General features: G+C 72.8%; 18 protein-coding genes. 8 read left to right on the forward strand and 10 right to left on the reverse strand.

Annotated features, from left to right (window positions below; genetic code table 11):
- Nucleotides 1–32 precede the first annotated feature (32 nt).
- Both J5X75_RS09905 and J5X75_RS09910 read right to left on the reverse strand, forming a co-directional pair.
- On the reverse strand, nucleotides 33–1,022 hold the full coding sequence (locus J5X75_RS09905) for a permease prefix domain 1-containing protein (RefSeq protein ID WP_208467031.1): 990 nt from the start codon (nucleotides 1,020–1,022) through the stop codon (nucleotides 33–35).
- On the reverse strand, nucleotides 1,019–1,378 hold the full coding sequence (locus J5X75_RS09910) for a PadR family transcriptional regulator (protein WP_208467032.1): 360 nt from the start codon (nucleotides 1,376–1,378) through the stop codon (nucleotides 1,019–1,021). The genes J5X75_RS09905 and J5X75_RS09910 overlap by 4 nt, the downstream gene beginning before the upstream one ends.
- Nucleotides 1,379–1,576: 198 nt before the next feature.
- On the opposite strand from J5X75_RS09910, the gene J5X75_RS09915 reads away from it, so the two are divergent.
- Nucleotides 1,577–2,041, forward strand: coding sequence for an Asp23/Gls24 family envelope stress response protein (locus J5X75_RS09915; protein ID WP_183221900.1), 465 nt, complete (start codon nucleotides 1,577–1,579; stop codon nucleotides 2,039–2,041).
- Between the two features lie 75 nt (nucleotides 2,042–2,116).
- Nucleotides 2,117–2,707, forward strand: a complete 591-nt coding sequence (locus tag J5X75_RS09920; RefSeq protein ID WP_208467033.1) for a hypothetical protein — start codon at nucleotides 2,117–2,119, stop codon at nucleotides 2,705–2,707.
- 14 nt (nucleotides 2,708–2,721) lie between these two features.
- On the opposite strand, the gene J5X75_RS09925 is transcribed toward J5X75_RS09920, so the two are convergent.
- The 3 genes from J5X75_RS09925 to J5X75_RS09935 all read right to left on the reverse strand — a co-directional run bounded on the left by J5X75_RS09925 (nucleotide 2,722) and on the right by J5X75_RS09935 (nucleotide 4,667).
- Nucleotides 2,722–3,633, reverse strand: a complete 912-nt coding sequence (locus J5X75_RS09925; protein ID WP_208467034.1) for a PfkB family carbohydrate kinase — start codon at nucleotides 3,631–3,633, stop codon at nucleotides 2,722–2,724.
- A 93-nt stretch (nucleotides 3,634–3,726) separates the two neighbouring features.
- The gene (locus tag J5X75_RS09930) at nucleotides 3,727–4,248 is read right to left on the reverse strand and encodes an RDD family protein (protein WP_208467035.1); all 522 of its coding nucleotides are present in this window, start codon (nucleotides 4,246–4,248) and stop codon (nucleotides 3,727–3,729) included.
- 26 nt (nucleotides 4,249–4,274) lie between these two features.
- Nucleotides 4,275–4,667 (reverse strand): DUF2752 domain-containing protein, encoded by a 393-nt coding sequence (locus J5X75_RS09935; protein WP_208467036.1) that lies wholly within the window; start codon nucleotides 4,665–4,667, stop codon nucleotides 4,275–4,277.
- 226 nt (nucleotides 4,668–4,893) lie between these two features.
- Between J5X75_RS09935 and J5X75_RS09940 the strand changes: the two genes are divergently transcribed.
- Nucleotides 4,894–6,246: a protein adenylyltransferase SelO gene (locus tag J5X75_RS09940; protein ID WP_307798009.1), complete on the forward strand. Its 1,353-nt coding sequence runs from the start codon at nucleotides 4,894–4,896 to the stop codon at nucleotides 6,244–6,246.
- 87 nt (nucleotides 6,247–6,333) lie between these two features.
- On the opposite strand, the gene J5X75_RS09945 is transcribed toward J5X75_RS09940, so the two are convergent.
- Entirely contained in the window at nucleotides 6,334–7,773 is a 1,440-nt protein-coding gene (locus J5X75_RS09945) for an aminotransferase-like domain-containing protein (RefSeq protein ID WP_208467037.1), read from the reverse strand.
- Between J5X75_RS09945 and J5X75_RS09950 the strand changes: the two genes are divergently transcribed.
- A complete protein-coding gene (locus J5X75_RS09950; protein ID WP_208467038.1) occupies nucleotides 7,772–8,731 on the forward strand; it encodes a DMT family transporter in 960 nt (319 codons plus the stop codon). The two genes, J5X75_RS09945 and J5X75_RS09950, sit on opposite strands and share 2 nt — an antisense overlap.
- Before the next feature lie 353 nt (nucleotides 8,732–9,084).
- Entirely contained in the window at nucleotides 9,085–9,312 is a 228-nt protein-coding gene (locus J5X75_RS09955) for a hypothetical protein (protein ID WP_208467039.1), read from the forward strand.
- A gap of 430 nt (nucleotides 9,313–9,742) precedes the next feature.
- On the opposite strand, the gene J5X75_RS09960 is transcribed toward J5X75_RS09955, so the two are convergent.
- Nucleotides 9,743–10,654, reverse strand: coding sequence for a replication initiation protein (locus J5X75_RS09960; protein WP_208467040.1), 912 nt, complete (start codon nucleotides 10,652–10,654; stop codon nucleotides 9,743–9,745).
- 92 nt (nucleotides 10,655–10,746) lie between these two features.
- Nucleotides 10,747–12,123 carry a cellulase family glycosylhydrolase gene (locus J5X75_RS09965; protein WP_208467041.1) on the reverse strand — a complete coding sequence of 459 codons (1,377 nt, stop codon included), beginning with the start codon at nucleotides 12,121–12,123 and terminating at the stop codon, nucleotides 10,747–10,749.
- Between the two features lie 818 nt (nucleotides 12,124–12,941).
- On the opposite strand from J5X75_RS09965, the gene J5X75_RS09970 reads away from it, so the two are divergent.
- A complete protein-coding gene (locus J5X75_RS09970) occupies nucleotides 12,942–13,235 on the forward strand; it encodes a hypothetical protein (RefSeq protein WP_208467042.1) in 294 nt (97 codons plus the stop codon).
- Nucleotides 13,236–13,461: 226 nt separating this feature from the next.
- On the opposite strand, the gene J5X75_RS09975 is transcribed toward J5X75_RS09970, so the two are convergent.
- Nucleotides 13,462–14,976: a serine hydrolase domain-containing protein gene (locus J5X75_RS09975; RefSeq protein ID WP_208467043.1), complete on the reverse strand. Its 1,515-nt coding sequence runs from the start codon at nucleotides 14,974–14,976 to the stop codon at nucleotides 13,462–13,464.
- 124 nt (nucleotides 14,977–15,100) lie between these two features.
- Between J5X75_RS09975 and J5X75_RS09980 the strand changes: the two genes are divergently transcribed.
- Together J5X75_RS09980 and J5X75_RS09985 are read left to right on the forward strand one after the other, a co-directional pair.
- Complete coding sequence (locus J5X75_RS09980; protein WP_208467044.1) at nucleotides 15,101–16,153, forward strand: pectinesterase family protein; 1,053 nt, start codon at nucleotides 15,101–15,103, stop codon at nucleotides 16,151–16,153.
- Between the two features lie 59 nt (nucleotides 16,154–16,212).
- A complete protein-coding gene (locus J5X75_RS09985; protein WP_208467045.1) occupies nucleotides 16,213–17,442 on the forward strand; it encodes a hypothetical protein in 1,230 nt (409 codons plus the stop codon).
- Nucleotides 17,443–17,460: 18 nt separating this feature from the next.
- On the opposite strand, the gene J5X75_RS09990 is transcribed toward J5X75_RS09985, so the two are convergent.
- Nucleotides 17,461–18,387 (reverse strand): NADP-dependent oxidoreductase, encoded by a 927-nt coding sequence (locus tag J5X75_RS09990; protein WP_208467046.1) that lies wholly within the window; start codon nucleotides 18,385–18,387, stop codon nucleotides 17,461–17,463.
- Between the last annotated feature and the right edge of the window lie 39 nt (nucleotides 18,388–18,426).

Here is an 18,426-nt window from a genome sequence, read left to right on the forward strand (position 1 = left end):
CCCCTCACCTGCCGCGACCCCAGCACGAAGGGTCAGGAGAGCGGGGCGCTGAACTCCCGCCCGGTGCCGGGCACCGGCGTCCGCAGCCCCCGGCGGGCCCGCTCGGCACGCACCGCCACGTCGACGACGTCGTAGAGCGCGCCACCCACCGCGACGCAGATCGTGATGCCGGTCAGCCAGGCCAGCGGATCCGTGCCGCCCCAGTCCAGGGTGGCGATCCACTCCGGGTTGAAGAACCGCTCGTTCACGGCCAGCCACGTCACCGGGATCGCGACCATCGCCGCGAGCACCGCGTTCACCACCGCCACCGTGCGGGACCAGGCGCCGCGACGGAACAGCCAGACGGCGTAGACGCCCTCCAGGATCAACACCCCGATCAGGTACGGCCACCAGAACGACCAGTTCGCCGGGTCCAGCACGGGCACCTCGGTGAACGCGAACTGTTGCAGGATGATGACGGCGATCACCAGCACCACCCAGCCGAGAGACGCGGCCAGCTGCGCCGGCGTCAGGAAGCCCGGCTCGTAACGCGGCAGATCGTCCAGCGTCCAGGCCCGGCCCCGCAACTCGCCCCGGGTCACCCCGGTGCGCTCCAGGACCGCGAAGGTCAGCGTCACCCAGAACACCATGTGCGCGCCGGCCGTCAGCGCCGTGCCGACCGCCGACCCGATCACCTCGCCGACCGTGGCGTCCTCCAGGATCCGGATGACCACCATGACGGCGACCACGATCGGCAGGACGGTGGCGAGCAGCACGACCATGAGCCGTTGCCAGGCCGGGTAGAACACCGGGCCGATCAGGTAGCGGGGGCGGTCGGCGTACCCGTCCGCCAGCCGGTCCGGGTCGCCCAGCTCCAGCAGGGTCTGCTTCACCGCGGCCGCCCGGTCCTGGCCGCCGTCGACCCGGGCGTCCACCGCGTCCTCGATGGACGTGCGCAACTCCCGCTCGATGTCGGAGCGCTGCCCCTCCGGAACCCGGCGCAGCACGGTGAAGACGTAACGGTCGATGAGGCTGGTGGTCACTGCTCACTCCTCGGATCGGTGCCGGCGGGATGGTCGAGGTCGCCGATCGCCTTGTCCAGCCGCGCCCACTCGTCGCGCAGCGCGGCCGCGATGGCATCGCCCTGCTCGGTGGTGCGGTAGAACTTGCGCGGCCGGGCCTCTTCGGTGTTCCACTCACTGGTCAGCAGGCCCTGCGTCTCCAGTCGCCGCAGCAGCGGGTAGAGCGTGTTCGCCTCCACCTCGAACCCGGCCGCGCTCAACGTTTCGAGCAGCGAGTACCCATACCCCGCCTCGCGGAGAACGGTGAGGCTCGCGACGACGACCGTGCCGCGGCGCAGCTCCTGCAGGTGACCGGAGAGCGTCGCATCCATTGTCATGCCAACCACGATACTGTGTCTCACACACCATCGCAACAGACACGCTATCGTGTCCGCGCCCACCTGTGCGCCCTCGCCGCCGACCTGCTGAAGTCGGCGGTCCGACACATGCCTGGCACGAGTCCGTGAGAGGCGTGAGCCGGACTCACTAGTAGGCTCTCGCCTGGTTTTCCGAAAGGCACAGGCAGAGGGACGGATATGAGTGACGAGGCCGAATTCCACGCCGACCGGACGCAGGAGTTCTACCTGCCGGCCGTGGTTCCGGCCGTGCCACCGCAGCACGGCGGGGCCGAGGTCATCGAGGTGGCCGCCTACCGCGGCGACACCAAGTTCGAGCGCGAGGTGATCGAGAAGATCGCCGCCTCCGCGGCCAAATCCGTTCCCGGCGTCGCCGAACTCGGCGGCGACGTGGCCCGCTTCTTCAACTCGGTGCTCGACAAGATCGGTTTGGACAAGGTCGGCGACGCCACCCGCGGCGTCTGGGCCAAGGTGGACGGCACCGACGTGGAGATCACCGTCATCCTGGTGATCAACGCGGGCGAGGTGGTCTCCGACGTGACCGCCAACGTCCGCCACGAGGTCATCGAGGCCGTCGAACGGTACGGTCTGCACGTCAGCGACTGCACCGTCAAGGTCGACGACATCCGCCTGCCGGAGGCCTGACCCCGGAATCGCCCGGTGAGGGGTCCCGGCGGCCGGTAGTGTCGGTTCGTCGGCGGCCGTTCACCGGGAGGGGCGATGATCACCGTTCCGGCGGGCAGCAGCCTCACCATGCGCTGCCCCGACACCCAGCCCATCGTCCTCGTCTCGCTGGCCGAGGTGAGCGCGCCGTTCCTCGCCGAACTCCCGCCCATCCCGGTGCTCAGCCTGGACGGCCCCGGAGTCCGCCGCATCGGCGTCCTCGAACTGGTCACCGCCTCCGGCGTCACCTGGGTCGAGGCCGAACTGCGCAACGATCAGCTCACCGTCATCGGCGACGCCCCCACCGACGTGGTCCAGCGCCGGGCCGCCGCCCGCCGCCCCGGCAACTACCCGGCCATCGGCACCGCCGAGATCGAGACCATCGACGGCCGCCAGCGGATCCCGATCACCGGCCGGGTGGAGGACATCTCCACCGACGGCCTCCTGCTGAGAGCCACCGCCGACGACAACCTGCCCGCCCTGCCGTACGGCATCGAGCGCACCCTCCTGCACATCACCATGCCGTGGGGCGAGATGACGGCCACCATCACCACCGTCGACCAGCGAGCCGACCTGCTACGAGGCACCTTCGAGTGGATAGACCCCAGCGGAGCCACCGAACTGGCCCGGTTCTGCCTGGGCCGCTGAGGCGCCGGCCAGGATCAGGTGCGGCTTCGCAGTTCGGATTCGTGGAGATCCGGGCGGCCGCCGGGATGACGGACCGTGACCCCGGCCGCGGCCACGGCATAGCGTGCCGCCTCCTCCGGCGGCCGGCCGCGCAGCAGGGCGGCGGTCAGCGCCGCGGTGAGCGCGTCCCCGGCCCCGGTGGTGTCGACCGTCTTCTCGTCGGTGAGCGGCACCAGCAGGTGGCCGTCGCGCCACACGAACAGGTTGCCGCCGGAAACGCCGAGGGCCAGCAGCCCCGGACCGGAGCGCATGAGACGGCGGGCGGCCGCCAGCAGGGCGTCCGGATCGTCATCGGGGCAGCCGGTGAGCGACCGGGCCTCGTGGGCGTCGGCCCGCAGCACGTCGGCGGCCGCGAGCAGGGCATCTCGTTCCGGGCCGGGCTCGGGCGCGCCGTCGAGGACGACCAGTGCGCCGGCGTCGCGGCCCAGGCGGGCGGCGGCCAGGGCGGCCCGCGGCGGCTGCTGAAGTTGGACGAGGACGGCTTCCGCCGTACCGATGAGGTCTGCGGCCCGGCTGACGTCGGCCTCGGTCAGCAGCATCGGTGGGGGCAGATGTTGCAGATAGCGCCACCCGCCGGAAGCGTCGAGGGCCTCCACGATCAGGCCGGTCGGCGCCCCGTCGCGGCGGACCACCCGGGACACGTCGACGCCGTCGCGGCGGGCCTGGTCGAGTAGTTCGCCGCCGGCCCGATCGGTGCCGCAGACCGCCACCAGGGCGGGGGACATGCCGAGCTGGGCGAGCGCGACCGCCTGGTTGGCGCCCTTGCCGCCGAGCATCTCGCGTCGCAGGTCGGCGTCCGCGGACTGCCCGGCCGCGGGCATCTCGTCGACGCGCAGCACCAGGTCCCGGGCGAGTTGGCCGGCGACGACGGTTCGTGGGTGGGGCACGCGCAGGCCGTACCCCTCGAAGAACGACGCAAACAGCGAGACGGCCCGCCCAGCGCGACCAGCGCCGGGCGGGCCGTCAGGCCATCAGCCGATTCAGCGGGTGACGACAGTGCTGACGATCTTGTCAGCGAGGGTCTGCCGCTTCGCGTCCCACAGCGGGAACAGGAAGCCGATGTAGCAGATGATGGCGTCGATGAAGTGCGCGAGGTCACGCAGGAACGCCTTGCCGGCGCCGATCGGCTGACCCGAGTTGGCGTCGACCAGCGTGAGGCCCAGCGCCTTCTTGCCCCAGCTCTGCCCGGTCTTGCCGGCCTGGAACCACCGGTTGTAGCCCTGCACGCCGATCGCCAGCAGCAGGAAGATCCAGTAGAAGGCGTTGACCGTGGGCAGGCCGTTCTCGTCGGTGCCCTGGCCCAGCACGGAGGCGAGGATGCTGAACGGCGCCACGATGATGGCGTCGATCAGGTAGGCGCCGACGCGCTGGCCCCAGTTGGCGTAGTTGACGGCCGGGGCGCCGTAGGCGCCGGCGCCACCGTAGGGCGCGCCACCGTACGGCGGGGGCGGCGGGACCTGGTTGCCGTACGGGTCGTTCGGGGGCGGAGGCGGGTAGCTCATATTCGTTTCCTTCGTAGGGGGTCGGCTCATCCGAGCCGGTGCAGTTGAAATAACCAGCTCACCAGGGCGGTCAGCCCGGCGAGCCAGCCCACCTGTCGCCGTCGCGCGGACGACCACGAGCGTGGCGGTTGCAGCACGCCCGCGGCACGCAGCGCCACGAGCGGGCCGGTGACGGCGGTGAACGCCGCCAGGGCGAAGATCAGAGGGTTGGCCTGGAAAGCCGTCTCGACCTGGCCGCGCACCAGCGCCACGGCGGCGGTCGTCAGACCACACGCCGGGCACGGCACATCGGTCATCGTCCGCAACGGACACGGCAGACCCGCTCCGGTACGGGCGGTGACCGTCGGCCAGACCGCCGCCCCCACCGCGACGAGCGCGCCGAGGCCGCCCAGCCGCTCGGGAACGGAGAACTCACGCATGCACACACCTCTAGATCTGAAAGCTGGTGGATCATACGGGTGTTCGGGCCCGTTCGGCGACCCCGTATCCGCAGCGTGGAACCACTAAACGCCCGTTCGAGTGACGGATTTCGCAGTTCCTCCGTCACGGTAAGGCCCCATCCGTATCGATGGTGGTGTCCGGCTCGCGACAGTGCCACCGGCGCCGCGGTCCGCGTCGCCCCGCATCCGACGTAACCTCGATCGGGTGAGCACCGCCCCCGCCATCCCTCTAACGTCCGTCTTCGCCGACACCTTCCCGGAGATGGCGACCCCCTGGCGGGCCGCCGACCCGCCCGACCCGCGGCTGCTGATCCTCAACCGTCCGCTCGCGGCCGAGCTGGGCCTCGACCCCGACTGGCTGGAGACGCCCGACGGCATCGGCTTCCTCACCGGCGTCAATCTGCCCGGGCAGGCGAAACCGGTGGCCCAGGCCTATGCCGGCCACCAGTTCGGCGGCTACTCCCCACGGCTCGGCGACGGCCGTGCCCTGCTGCTCGGTGAGCTGCACGGGCGCGACATCCACCTCAAGGGTTCCGGCCGTACCCCGTACGCCCGCGGCGGTGACGGCCTGGCCGCGGTCGGCCCGATGCTGCGCGAGTACGTGATCAGTGAAGCCATGCACGCCCTCGGCATCCCGACCACCCGGTCGCTCGCGGTCGTCGCCACCGGCCGGAGCATCGTCCGGGAGAATCTGGCCCCGGGCGCCGTCCTCACCCGGGTCGCGGCCAGCCACCTGCGGGTGGGCAGCTTCCAGTACGCCCGCGCCACCGGTGACGCCGGCCTGCTGCGCCGCCTCGCCGATCACGCGATCGCCCGTCACCATCCCACCGCCGGGAACGCGCTGGAGCTGTTCGGCGCGGTGGTGGACGCGCAGGCCGACCTGATCGCGAAGTGGATGCTGACCGGGTTCGTCCACGGGGTGATGAACACCGACAACATGACCATCTCCGGCGAGACCATCGACTACGGGCCGTGCGCCTTCATGGACGCCTTCGACCCGGCGACCGTGTTCAGCTCGATCGACGAGACCGGCCGTTACGCCTACGGCAACCAGCCCACGATCGCCCAGTGGAACCTGGCCCGCCTGGCCGAGTCGCTGCTGCCGCTCTTCGACGAGGACCAGGACAAGGCGATCGCCCTGGCCACCGAGGCGCTGGCGGGGTTCCGCACCCGCTACGCGCGGGCCACCATCTCCGGCATGAGCGCCAAGCTGGGCCTCCCGGCCGACAACGCCCAGCTGGCCGAGGACCTGCTCGCCCACCTGGCGGCCGGGAAGACCGATTTCACCTCGTTCTTCCGGAGGCTGGCCGCGGGTGAGGAGACCGGTGCGTGGGTCGACCGCTGGCGCGCCGAGAACCCCGACACCGAGGCGATGAACCGGGTCAATCCCGTCTACATCCCCCGGAACCATCTGGTCGAGGAGGCGCTCGCCGCCGCCGACGTCCGCGACCTCCTCGAGGCGGTCACCGCACCCTTCGACGCGCGCCCCGGCAAGGCCCGCTATGCGGCCCCGGCTCCGCCGGACTTCGGCACCTACCGCACCTTCTGCGGAACCTGACAAAACCCATTTATCGTACGCGTTAGGCACCGTTCCGCCGTACCCCGCGAGGTTCTGCGACACCGGCCCGTGCCGCGCCCGCCGGGCTCAGATCGGTGGTTCAGCCGGCTCTGGGGGATGTCTCGACGACGTCGAGACATCCCCCAGAGCCAGCCCGAGACGCCGGACGGCCTCGTCCATCGCCTCCGCCGCGGCGGCCGCGTAGGTCAGCCGCAGGAACGCGCCGGGCGGCTCGGCCGCGTGCCAGGCCCGCCCGGGAAAGACGATCACCCCGGCCGCCGCGGCCGCGGCGGCCACCGCCACGTCGTCCCGGCCGTCCGGCAGCCGCACCCACAGGTGCAGACCGCCGCGCGGGACCACCGGCGGCACCAGGCCGGGCAGATGCCGCCGCAGCGCGCCGAGCAGCGCCGCCCGCCGATTCCCCAGCTCGGCCCGCAGCCCGCGACGATGCCGCCCCCACGCCGGGCTGGTCACGAACTCCACGGTGGCCTGCTGCAACGGCCCGGACACGAAGAAGTCGTCGAGCAACCGGGCGGCCCGCAACCGGGCGCCCGCCGGACCACGCGCCCCGAGCCCGGCGACCCGCAGCCCGGGCGCCGCCGACTTGGTCAGCGGCCGCAGGTGGATGACGTGACCGTGCGGGTCGGCCGACGCCAGCGGAGGAGGCGGATCACCGTCGATGGCCAGATCGCGGGCGTAGTCGTCCTCGATCAGGAACGCCCCGGCGTTCCGGACGGCGGCGAGCACCTCCGGCCGCCGGGCGGGGGAGAGGGTCGCGCCGGTCGGATTGGCATACAGCGGCTGGCAGTAGAACAGCCGCGCCCCGGTCCGGGCGAACGCCGCGGCCAGCTGGTCGGGCCGCACCCCGTCGTGGTCGGCCGGCACCGGCACCACGCGCAGCCCGGCGGCGTGGGCGGCGGCCAGCGCCCCGAGATAGGTGGGCGACTCGACGAGCAGAGTGTCGCCCGGCTCGGTCAGCGCCCGCAACGTCGACGACAGCGCCGCCTGACCGCCCGGGCAGATCACCATGTCGTCGGCGCGCAGACCGCCACCGGCCTCCCGCGCGAACCAGGCCCGCAGATCCGCCCGCCCCTCGGCCGGCCCCCGCTGCCAGGCGGCCGGCTGGCGGGCGGCCCGGGCCAGCGCCGCCCCGAGCGCGGCGGCCGGTTGCAGATCGGCGTCCAGGTAACCACCGGACAGCGGAATCGCGCCGGACGGCGGTAACGACAGTAACGCCTGCATCTCCTCCTCACCGAACCGGCGGGGACCCAGCGCCACCGTCTGCCAGGACAGGTCGGGCGCCGCCGCCGGGCCGGGGCGGGCCGCCACGAAGGTGCCCCGCCCGGACCGGGTCTCCACCAGCCCCTCCGCCACGAGCTGCCGAATCGCCTCGGCCACGGTGACCGGGGAGGCCTGGTGCCGGACCGTCAGCTCGCGCACCGACGGCAGCCGGGTCCCGGCCGTGGCGGTGCCCGCCAGCACGCGCAGATGGTGGGCGACCCGCTCGGCTGCGTTACTGTTACCCATGAGAGAGAAGAGTAGCGCTACTGTCGCCGGAGCGATAACGGCCGGAGCGCTCGGAGTGCTCGGTTTCAGCCTGTCCCTACCGGCCACCCGGGTGGCGGTGCAGGAACTGGACCCGTGGTTCGTGGCGTTCGGCCGGGCGGTCGGCGCGGCCGTCCTCGCCGCGGCCTACCTGTGGTTCACCCGGGCGCCCCGGCCCACCCGCGCCCAGTGGCGGCGGCTCGCCATCGTGGCCGCCGGGGTGGTGGCCGGATTCCCGCTGTTCACGTCCCTGGCGCTGACGAGCGAGACCGCCTCGCACGGCGCGGTGGTCGTCACCCTGCTGCCGGCCACCACCGCCGTGCTGGCCGTCCGGCGCGCCGGTGAGCGGCCACCACCCGCGTTCTGGCTGGCCGCCGGCGCCGGGCTGCTGGCCGTCCTGGCCTTCCTGGCCGTCGGCGGAGGCGTCCGCGGCGCACTGTCCACCACCGACCTGTACCTGCTGGCGGCCATCGCCCTGTGCGGCCTCGGTTACGCCGAGGGCGGTGCTCTCTCCCGCGAACTCGGCGGCGCCCGCACCATCTGCTGGGCCCTGCTCGCCGCCCTCCCGGTGACCGTCCCGCTCACCCTGGCCGCCGTGTGGAGTCATCCACCGCAGGCCGGACCCACCGCCTGGGCGGCGTTCACGTACCTCACCGTGATCTCGATGTTCCTGGCGTTCTTCGCCTGGTACGCGGGCCTGGCCCGAGGCGGCATCGCCCGGGTCGGCCAGATCCAGCTGGCCCAGCCGATCCTGACCCTGCTCTGGTCCGCCCTGCTGCTCGGCGAGCACCTGGCGCCGTCGGCCGTGGTCGCGGCCCTGGCCGTACTGGTCTGCGTGGTCCTGACCCAGCGAACCCGCAGCCGCAACCCCTCGGGGCATGCCGAAACCGTCACGCGCCGTGCGAGGCCGCGCCGTGACAGGTCCCCCGTCAGGCGCTGACAGCCGGCGCCCCTCCGCCGCTGAGATGGCGCGTCCGGCTCGTCTTCGCTGGGGAGGTGGCGCGTTGGGCTTGTCTTCGTCGGGGAGGTGGCGCGTCCGGCTCATCTCCGCCGCGGAGGTGGCATCCCCCGGCCGGCGTGACCGCGCCGATCTGGTCGTCTGCGATCCGCCGCTCGGGCTCCCCGATCGGGGCGAGGACAGCCTGATGCTCGACCGGCGCGGGAAATTCGGGATCCCCACCAAGGCGGAGAGCGAACCGCCCTGGCTGCAGCCCTGTCATACGCACAGGGCGTCCGGAGACGGCGATCGAGGACCAGCGCCGGTACCGGACGTTGGACGAGGCCGAGGTGCCCATGCGTGAGCTGAGCGAGTTCGGCCTCGATGCCGTCACCCGAGCCCGCGACGGCCTCACCACCGGCACGCCGCGCCCGGCGAACACCCCTGATGCACAGGTCCCGTCGGCGCGCGGTCCGACGATCTTGTTCAGCTGGCTGTGGGGGCTGTTTGAACGCGTTCCAAACAGCCCCCACAGCCAGCCGGATTCCCACCCGTCCGGAGCGGCCCGCGGCACGGGCGGTTAGTGGCACGCGATCGCGGGGTGGGTGGACGGCTTTGTCTGGCGTGGTTGGCGGCATGGGTGGTGGGCGGTTTCGTCCGGCAGGCCCCGCGGCATGGGTGGTGGGTGGGTGCGTGCTCGCGGGGGTTGGTGGGCGGCTTCGTCTGGCGGGGCCCGCGGCACGGGCGGTGAGTGGGAACGTGATCGCGAGGGTGAGTGAGCAGCTCCGCCCGGCGGGCGCGGCACCGGGCCCGAGCGGGCAGGAGCTCGCGTGGAGCAGGCGGGACGGCCACGATTCGGCGGGGCGGGGATGCCCGTACCGGAAAGGGTCGAAAAGCTTCCCGGCGGTGAGGGTGACGGGCCCGGGCGGGGAGGGTGTCTGGACCGGGCGGGCGGGTGCCTGGATCGGGGTGGGTGTCTGGATCGGGAGAGTGGCTGGATCGGGGGCGGGGTGTTCATGCCGGGCGGGGGAGGGGCCACGCGCGGTGGAAGGAGCCGACGCATGAGGACGCCGGGCGGATTTCGATGCCCGGCGTGTCGGCGGTGACCGGGGGCAGTGGGGTGACTTTGCGGATGTCGTTGAGGCAGGCCTCGAAGCGGGAGCGGAAGGCGGTCTCGTCCTCGCCGGCCGCGCCGAACCGGGCGAGCAGCGACGGCCAGGGGAACTGGCGGGCGTCGTCGAGGTACGTGCCGACCAGGGTGAGCCAGGCGTAGACGTCCAGGGCCAGGCAGGAGTGGCGGCCCAGCGCACGGACGGTGTCGGCGTCGAGCGGGATCCAGCGCAGCGCCGACTTCGCGAACTCGGCTTCCAGGGTGATCACGGGCGGGCATTCCGACGACGAGTCGAGGAAGCCGTGGGTCTGCCGGCTGCGGCCGCTGACCAGGAAGCCCGAGCCGCCGGTTCCCTCGTTGACCCAGCCGTGCCGGAGGGTGCGGTGCAGTTGGTCCTCCAGTTCGGTGAACCAGCTGCCGCGGACGGTCGACTCGGAGAGGGAGCCGAGCCCGGCCAGGAACGCGTAGAGCCGGTGCGGCTGGAACGTGATGGTGCGGCTGCGGCAGCGGAACGCCTCGGTGCACAGGAACATCACCAGGTGGCGGCCGAGCAGCCCGTACGGCACGCCGGCGTAACGCGCGAACTCGCCCTCGCTGAGACCGGACCGCCAGCTGCCGAGGCCGGGCCGGTAGTGCAGCTCGACCTCGCCGGGGTCGGTGTCGGGCAGCACCAGGTCGGCGTGCAGCGGTGGGTAGAGGATCGTCTCACCGGGTGAGCCGGCGGAGCCGGGCAGACGGCATCCGGTGTGCGCGCCGGTCTCCGGCTCGACGGTGATGTGGACGGCGACGTCGCCGTGCCGGAACGAGAAACTCACATCGTCCTCCCGCGGGGAAGTTCCTCTGCGGTGAACGAGTGATCTTCGAAAACGGGTGCCGCCCACCGCCGAGGCGATGAGCGGCACCGGGTTCAGGAGGCGGTGCAGGTGACCGTCGCCGGTGCGGTGTTGGCGCCGGTGAAGGTGCCGGTGAAGCCCCAGCTCGTGGTGGCCCTGGCGGCCAGGCGGCCGTTCCAGGCGGCGTTCTTCGCGGTGACCGTCTCGCCCGAGGTGGTCACCGTCGCGCTCCACGTGTTGCTGAACCGCTGCCCGTTCGGCCAGGTCCAGCTCACCGTCCACGCGGTGATCGCGGCGCTGCCGGCGGTGACCGTGACGTCACCCTGGAATCCGCCCGGCCACGAATTCGTCACCCGGTAGGTGGCGGCGCAGGCGCCGGTGGGCGCGGACGACGACGGGGAGGACGGCGGCGGGTCCGACGGCGGCCAGTTCGACGGCGAGGTCGACGGCTGCGCACCGAAGACCGTCGCCTGCCGGGACGTGGCCTTGATCCCGTTCGCGCCGTCGAACAGCCGCCGGCCCCACGAGGTCAGCTGGGCCGGGTCGAAGTTCGTGACCATGTCGAGGTACTCGACGCCGCCCCCGTTGCCGCTCCACGACCAGCCCAGGTAGCCGACGCCGAGCTGCTGCGCGGTGGCCAGGATGGTGTCCTCGTCCGGGTCGCCGTCCGAATGGTTGTGCCCGAACTCGCCGATCACCAGCGGCAGCCCGGCGATCCGGAACCGGTTGAGATAGTCGGTGATCTCGGCGGCGGTGTCGAACACGCCGTACATGTGCACCGAGAAGACGGTGTTGCGGTTCGGGTCGGCGGCGAACACCGACGCCGCGTTGTCGCGCATGGTGAACGACCAGTCCTGGCCCCAGTTCGGCGCGTCGACCATGATCTGGTGCGCGAACCCGGCCGCGCGCAGCCGCGTGATCGCGTTCTTCGTATCGGTCACCCAGCCCGCCGGGTTGGTGTTGCCGTAGGGCTCGTTGCCGATGTTCAGGATGACGTAGTTCTCCTGGCCGTCCAGCGCGCTCTTGATCGAGATCCAGTAGTCGGTGGCCTGGGCTAGCGTCGCGGCGGCGCCCTCGTCGCCGTACCCGGTCGTGTCGTGCGCCTCCAGCACGCAGATCAGCCGGTTGGCCTTGCACTGGGTGATGACGTTGCCGACGTCCGCCGCGTCGTTCCTGGTCCACCGGTTGCCGCTGCTCAGCACGACACGGACGGTGTTCGCGCCGAGGGCCTTGATGTTCGCCAGGGAGCCGAGCTGACTCGTGTACCAGGTGTGCGCGTGGTTGACGCCACGTATCACGAACGGCGTGCCGTTGCCCTCCAGGATCTGTGTGCCGGACACGGTGAACCCGGTGGCGGCCTGTGCCGGCTGGGCCACGGCCACCGCGGCGAAGCCGGCGCAGAGCGCCGCCACGACGGTGGCCCACCAGGTGACTCGGGGGATGCGTTTCATGCTTGGTCTCCAGGGGACGGAGGGTTGGGAGCGCTCCCAATGTCGCTTCCGCGATTCACGCTTGTCAACGCCGTCGCCCCTCACTCTCTCCTTTCCGGTACGGGCATCGCCGCCCCCGCCGAATCCCGGCCGTCCCGCCGGTCCCCCGCGAGGCGCTGCCGGGTTCGGGCCGTGCCGCGCGCGTCCGGGCGTGAGTGGGTGGTCCGGCTGGCTGTGGGGGCTGTTTGGAACGCGTTCGAACAGCCCCCAGAGCCAGCCGCATCCACGATGCGGCCCGGGCCGCGGCATGGGGCGTGGGTGGGCGCGACGGGTCGCTGGGTGGATGGGCGGTCGGTCGCGGCGTGCGCCTGGGGGTGGGTGGGCAGTTGCGTCTGGTGGCCGCGGCACGGGGTTGCGGGGCTGGGTGGGCCGTCGCGTTTGGCGCGCCCGGCACGGCTGGGTGGGCCGTCGCGTTTGGCGGGCCCGGCACGGCTGGGTGGGCGCGACGGGTCGTGGGCGGTGGGTGGGCGGTTGCGCCTCGGCTGCGGCATGGGCGCGGGAATCGCGAGGGTGAGTGGGCAGCCACGCCCGGCGCGGGCGGCACGGGCGTGCGTGGGCAGCGGATCGCGTGGAGCCGGCGGGGCGGCCGGGACTCGGTGGGGCGGGGAGGCCCGTACCGGGAAGGGCCGAGAGACGGCGGACGGCCCGGTGACCGATATGTCCCCGGGTTGGCGTGATCTTCGTCCGAGCGACCTTGACAGGACCGGCGGCAGCGCACCAGAGTGACGCTCTCACCCCTGCTGACCTGCGAATACGCAGTACGAAGGACGAACGCGCACATGGATCTGCATCCGGACGACCACGACGAGCTGACGCACGGTAGCTCCATCCTCGAGATGTGGCGCCGTAGCGATCATGCGGTTCAGGTGGCGGAGGAGCTGATGCTGATGAACGGTGGCACGGTTCCGATGAGTGACCTGCTGTGGCTGGGTGCCGAGTCGTTCCTGCCGCGGCAGTGGAAGGCCGGTTGCGCGCCGGAACCGGTCGAGGCCGCGGTCCAGGTCTACAACCGCTGGCGCAAGCTGGAGGAGCGCCGCCTCCAGCGCCGGCAGCAGACCGGCGAAAACTACTGACCGTCGCGGTGTCCGTCGGCGGTGGGCCGGCGCGAGCTGTTGATCGTTGTGGCGTTTGCTGGCGGTGGGCCGGTGTGAGCTGTTGGTCGTCGCGGTGTCTGCTGGCGGTGGGCCGGTGTGAGCTGTTGGTCGTCGCGGTGTCTGCTGGCGGTGGGCCGGTGTGAGCTGTTGGTCGTCGCGGTGTCGGCCGGCGGTAGGTCGGTGTGAACTGCTGATCGGCGTGGCGTCAGCGGGACGGCGGGTGGGGCAGGGTGACGGGGAGCAGCGCCGATGTGTGGCCGGTGGTGCGGAGCGCGGCCGTGCCGGGCGGGGTGCGCCGGAAGAGGCGGCCGCCGAAGCGCAGCCAGCCGACCGAGCCGTCCGGGTCGCGGACGAAGTCGGCGCGGGTGTGTGCGTCGGTGCCGTCGGGGGCCCGCGCCAGCACGTGGTCGCGGCGGTAGAACGGCAGCACCATCGCCTCGGCGCCGTCGACGCGGCCGCTCAGCCGGCCGCCCTGGGCGACCAGGTCGAGGGTGAGGGACGCGTGCTCGCCGGCGGAGCCGATCTGGTCGGCCACGTAACGGCCCTCGTAGCCGGACAGCTGGGCGGGGGTCAGCGAGCGCGGGGTGGCCGGCAGGTTGTGCAGGCCGGCCAGGCGGGTCAATGCCCAGTCGTCGGCGAAGAGTTCGGCCAGCAGGGCCGGGCCGCTCTCCGAGTTGGTGAGGACGGTGAGCGCGAGGCCGCGTTCCGGGACGAGCAGGAAGCCGGAGTGCTGGCCGGGCAGGTCGCCGCCGTGCTGGACGACGCGCGGGCCCTCGGCGGTGGGCCGCAGCATCCAGGTGACGCCGAAGCCGTCGACCTCGACGAACAGGGTGCCGCCGGGGCCGGGCCGCCACCGCATGGCCCGCAGTGAGCGGCGGGTGAGCAGCGGGTCGCCGTCGCCGAGGTGGAAGCGGGCCCAGCGCAGCTGGTCGCGCGCCGTGGAGTAGAGACCGCCGGCCGCGTGCAGGCTGCGCGGGATGGCCAGCGCCTCCGGCACCGAGACCGGGTCGCCGGACGCGTCGGAGCCGTGCGGCACGGCCACTCTGGCGCCCGCCAGCTCCGCCAGGGTGAAGGCGGTGCCTCGCAGCCGCAGCGGGTCGAGGATCAGGGACCGCAGGGCGCGTTCGTAGACGGCGCCGGTGGTCACCTCGATGAGCCGGCCGGCGACCCCGATGGCCGCGTTGTTGTACGCCATCACCGTCCCGGGTGGGGTCAGCTGCGGTGCCGTCTCCAGGGCCGCGACGTACTTCTCCAGGGTGTCGTCGCCGCTGCCGGTGTCGGTGAAGACGTCGCCGAGCCAGCCGGCGCTGTGGTTGAGCACCTGCCGCACGGTGACTCCGGGGGAGGTGGCGGTCCGGAAGCCGGGCAGGTAGGCGCGGACCGGGCGGTCGAGGTCGAGCCGCCCGCGTTCGGCCAGCCGCATCGCGGCCGTACCGGTGAAGGTCTTGGTGGTGGACGCGATCCGGAAGACGGTGTCGCCGTCGACCGGGGCGGGCGCGGCCACGTCGGTGACGCCGAAGCCGCCCACATACTCGCGGCCCTGGTGGTAGAGGCCGTAGGCGACGCCGGGAATCCGGTACGCCGTCATGCCGGCCCGGATCTTCTCTTCGAGGTCGCGCACGGCTGCGGGGATCCGGGTCGCGGCCCCGGTGGTGACCACCGCGGCGGCGCCGGCGGCCGCGGTGCGCAGCAGGGACCGGCGGGAGATCGGTTCGACCATCACGCCACTGTATCCACACGTGTCACTGACGTCGACGATGCCGTTGACGTCGGCCGATGACCCGTCTACGGTGTCCAGGAAAGCGCTTTCCCCCAGCGCAATCCCCTCATCAAGGAGTTGTGGTATGCGTCGGCGTACCTTCCTCGGCATGTCCTCCGGCCTCGGCATCGTGGCGACCGGGCTGACCACCACCCCGGCCCTCGCGGGCGGCCGGCGACCGGATCTGACGGTGGCGGTCGACGGCGGCGGCGACCACACCGGCATCCAGGCCGCGATCGACGCCGCCCCGGCCGGGGCGACCGAGCCGTTCGTCATCGGCGTGCGCCCCGGCACCTACCTGGGCCAGGTCGTCGTCCCCGCCACGAAGCCGTTCCTGGAGCTGCGCGGCCTCGGCCGCCGCCCGGACGACGTGGTGATCGCCGACGACCGCGCCAACGGCACCCTCAAGCCGGACGGCACGCCCTGGGGCACCTCCGGCAGCGCCTCGGTCACCGTCAGCGGCGCCGATTTCCGGGCCGTGAACCTGACCTTCGCGAATCTCTTCGACGAGGCCGCCCACCCGGAGATCACCAACCGGCAGGCGGTGGCCGTGCTGACCCGGGCCGACCGGCTGGTCTTCGACCGGGTGCGGTTCCTGGCCAACCAGGACACCCTGTACGTGAACAGCAGCGCGGCCGGTGTGGTGGCGCGGGTCCACCTGCGCGACTGCTATGTGGAGGGTGACGTCGACTTCATCTTCGGCCGGGCCACCGCCGTCTTCGACCGCTGCCGGATCCACTCGCTGAACCGCGGCAGCACCCCGAACGGGTACGTCACCGCGCCGAGCACCGACATCACCAACCCGTACGGCCTGCTCTTCCAGCGCAGCCGGTTCACCTCGGACGCCCCGGCCGGAACCGTCCTGCTGGGCCGTCCGTGGCATCCCGGCAACGACCCGAACGCGATCGGCCAGACGATCGTCCGGGAGTCCTGGATCGGCGCGCACATCCCCGACGCCGCCTGGAGCGACTTCGGCGCCTGGCCGTGGGAGGACGCGCGGTTCTTCGAGTACCGCAACGCCGGGCCGGGCGCGATCGTCTCGGCGAACCGGCCGCAGCTGACCGCCGAGCAGGCCGGGGAGTACACCGCCGCGGCGTTCCTGCGTGGCAGTGACGACTGGACCCCGGAGCGGTGCTGAACCGCCCGTGCGGGTGACGACGGCGGGCCGGGACAGAGACGGCCACATATTCTCGGCCCGTGCCGGTCTCTCGTAAGCGCAAGAAGTCCCAGAAGTCCGCGGCGGCGGCCCGGGCGAGCCGCCGCCGCGACCACGCCCGGAAACTGTCGCTGTCCAACCTGGTCTCCGGGTGGACGGAGGCGTTCACCCGCCGGGTGGAGGCGGCCCGGCCGCACGCCCGGGCCCTGGCCGAGTCGTTGCGGGAGTCGGCGGCCACCGGCACCGCCCTGGAGGACGAGCTGTGCGCCCGGCTCGGCCCGCTGCTCACCGAGCTCGCCGACCGGACCCCGGCCGAGCCCGCCGAGCTGCTCGCGGCGGCCGAGAGCGGCCGTGTCGGCGAACTGCTCGCCAAGGGCGACGACTACATCGGACCGGAGCATTTCGCCGAGGCGCTGGCCGACGAGGTCGCCGGCGCCGGCGGTGATCCGGCCGGCGAGCGGGTGCGGGCCGCGGTCACCGCGATCCTGCCGTCCCCGCTGCGGGAGCGGACCGGCCTGGAGGCGCCGGGCCCGGTGCTCGGCGGGCCGGTGCTGTGGACCCTCGACCGGTACGGCACCCGGTTCGCCGTGGTGGCGCCGTTCACCGTGCCGGACGGCCCGGCGCGCTGGTACCTCTGGGACGTCGACGGGTGCACGGTCACCCCGCTCCCGGTGCACGCCGGCTTCTACGCCTCACCCGAGGAGGCCCTGGCCGCGTGGCAGGTCGGGGTCGGCCCGATCGCGGCCGGCGGCACGTCGTGGCGTGCGGCCGACGATCCCGAGCTGCTCCGCGACGTGCTGCCCGCCCTGTTCGGGCTGACCGCACTCGGCGGCGAGTCGGCCGAGCAGCACGCCGAGTACCTGCGCTGCCGCCGCCTGGCCGAGACGGTCGTGGCGTCGCTGCCCGCCCACCCGGTGCCGCGCCACCGCGAGGATCTGCCGAAGCTGGCCGCCGAGTGGATGAGCCGGTGGCCGGACGCCCAGGACGAGGCGGGCGCGGTGCTGGACGCCTGGCCGCTGGACGTGCCCACGCTGGCGGTCGGCTGTTCACCGCACCGGGTCGCCTACGTGGCCCGGCACATCCGGGAGGAGTACCGGGAGTCCGCCGGCCCGGTGCTCGCGCTGCTGCCGGACTGGGTGGACCTGCTGGCCACCCGCAACGGGGTGACACCCGAACTGGTGGCACGCGCCCGCCCGTACGCCGAGGGTCTGATCCATCCGGATGTCGCCCCCGGCGACCGTGACGCCCACCAGGCCCGCGTCGTCGAGTGAGCGGGACCGCGCCGTGCGTCAGAGGGTGAGGATGATCTTTCCGCTGGTGCGGCCGGTCTGGCCGATCTCGTGAGCCTTGGCAGCCTGCTCCAGGGGCAGCACCGTGTCCACCTCGACGCGAAGGAGCCCGGCATCGGCCAGGTGGGCGAGGTTCGCGAGCCCGGCGGCGTCCGGCTCGACGATCATGAACCGGGCACGTCTGCCCTGCCGGGCCGCCTCCTCTTCCAGGTACGTCTCCGCCGGTGAGGCCAGGGCGACCAGGATGCCGCCCGGGCGCAGCGTCGTCAGCGAGCGTGGCCCGTAGTCGCCGCCGATCGTGTCCACGACGACGTCGAGGTCGTGGAGGTGTTCGGTGAAGTCCGTCGTGGTGTAGTCGATGACCTCGTCGGCGCCCAGCCCGCGGACGAACGCGTGCTTGGCGCCGCGAGCGGTGCCGATCACGTGCGCGCCGCGTGCCTTGGCGATCTGCACGGCGAGATGACCGACGCCACCCGCGGCGGCGTGGACGAGCACACGCTGGCCCGGCTGGACTTCGGCGAGTTCGACGAGTGCCTGCCACGCGGTGAGCCCGGCGAGCCCCAGACCGGCCGCCTGGACGTGGGTCAGCGTGGCGGGTTTGCGGGCGAGATGCCGCGACGGTGCCGTGACGTACTCCGCGTAGGCGCCGGCCACCCGCGGTAGCCACGGCATGCCGAAGACCTCGTCCCCGGGCCGGAACCGTGCGGCGCCGACACCGGCGGCCTCGACCACACCCGACAGTTCCCAGCCGAGCCGTACCGGGCGGCCGAGCAGACCACCGGTCGCGCGATGCCAGAAGTCGGTGGGGTTGACGCCGGCCGCGTGCACCCGGACGAGGACCTCGGTGGGACCGGGATCGGGGCGGTCGGCCTCCACCAGTTCGAGGACCTCCGGACCGCCGAGCTCGTCCTGTTCGATCGCGCGCATCGCATGCCTTCCCGTTCCTCGTCGTCTGCGGGATCCACC

This window comes from Actinoplanes flavus, assembly GCF_017592555.1.
GTDB lineage: Bacteria > Actinomycetota > Actinomycetes > Mycobacteriales > Micromonosporaceae > Actinoplanes > Actinoplanes flavus.

Excerpts from the sequence above, each read along its gene's own strand:
- J5X75_RS09910 (WP_208467032.1), bottom strand. The coding sequence starts at position 1,378 with ATGACAATGGATGCGACGCTCTCCGGTCACCTGCAGGAGCTGCGCCGC.
- J5X75_RS09915 (WP_183221900.1), top strand. The coding sequence starts at position 1,577 with ATGAGTGACGAGGCCGAATTCCACGCCGACCGGACGCAGGAGTTCTAC.
- J5X75_RS09920 (WP_208467033.1), top strand. The coding sequence starts at position 2,117 with ATGATCACCGTTCCGGCGGGCAGCAGCCTCACCATGCGCTGCCCCGAC.
- J5X75_RS09930 (WP_208467035.1), bottom strand. The coding sequence starts at position 4,248 with ATGAGCTACCCGCCTCCGCCCCCGAACGACCCGTACGGCAACCAGGTC.
- J5X75_RS09935 (WP_208467036.1), bottom strand. The coding sequence starts at position 4,667 with ATGCGTGAGTTCTCCGTTCCCGAGCGGCTGGGCGGCCTCGGCGCGCTC.
- J5X75_RS09950 (WP_208467038.1), top strand. The coding sequence starts at position 7,772 with ATGAGAGAGAAGAGTAGCGCTACTGTCGCCGGAGCGATAACGGCCGGA.
- J5X75_RS09945 (WP_208467037.1), bottom strand. The coding sequence starts at position 7,773 with ATGGGTAACAGTAACGCAGCCGAGCGGGTCGCCCACCATCTGCGCGTG.
- J5X75_RS09955 (WP_208467039.1), top strand. The coding sequence starts at position 9,085 with ATGCGTGAGCTGAGCGAGTTCGGCCTCGATGCCGTCACCCGAGCCCGC.
- J5X75_RS09965 (WP_208467041.1), bottom strand. The coding sequence starts at position 12,123 with ATGAAACGCATCCCCCGAGTCACCTGGTGGGCCACCGTCGTGGCGGCG.
- J5X75_RS09970 (WP_208467042.1), top strand. The coding sequence starts at position 12,942 with ATGGATCTGCATCCGGACGACCACGACGAGCTGACGCACGGTAGCTCC.
- J5X75_RS09975 (WP_208467043.1), bottom strand. The coding sequence starts at position 14,976 with ATGGTCGAACCGATCTCCCGCCGGTCCCTGCTGCGCACCGCGGCCGCC.
- J5X75_RS09980 (WP_208467044.1), top strand. The coding sequence starts at position 15,101 with ATGCGTCGGCGTACCTTCCTCGGCATGTCCTCCGGCCTCGGCATCGTG.
- J5X75_RS09990 (WP_208467046.1), bottom strand. The coding sequence starts at position 18,387 with ATGCGCGCGATCGAACAGGACGAGCTCGGCGGTCCGGAGGTCCTCGAA.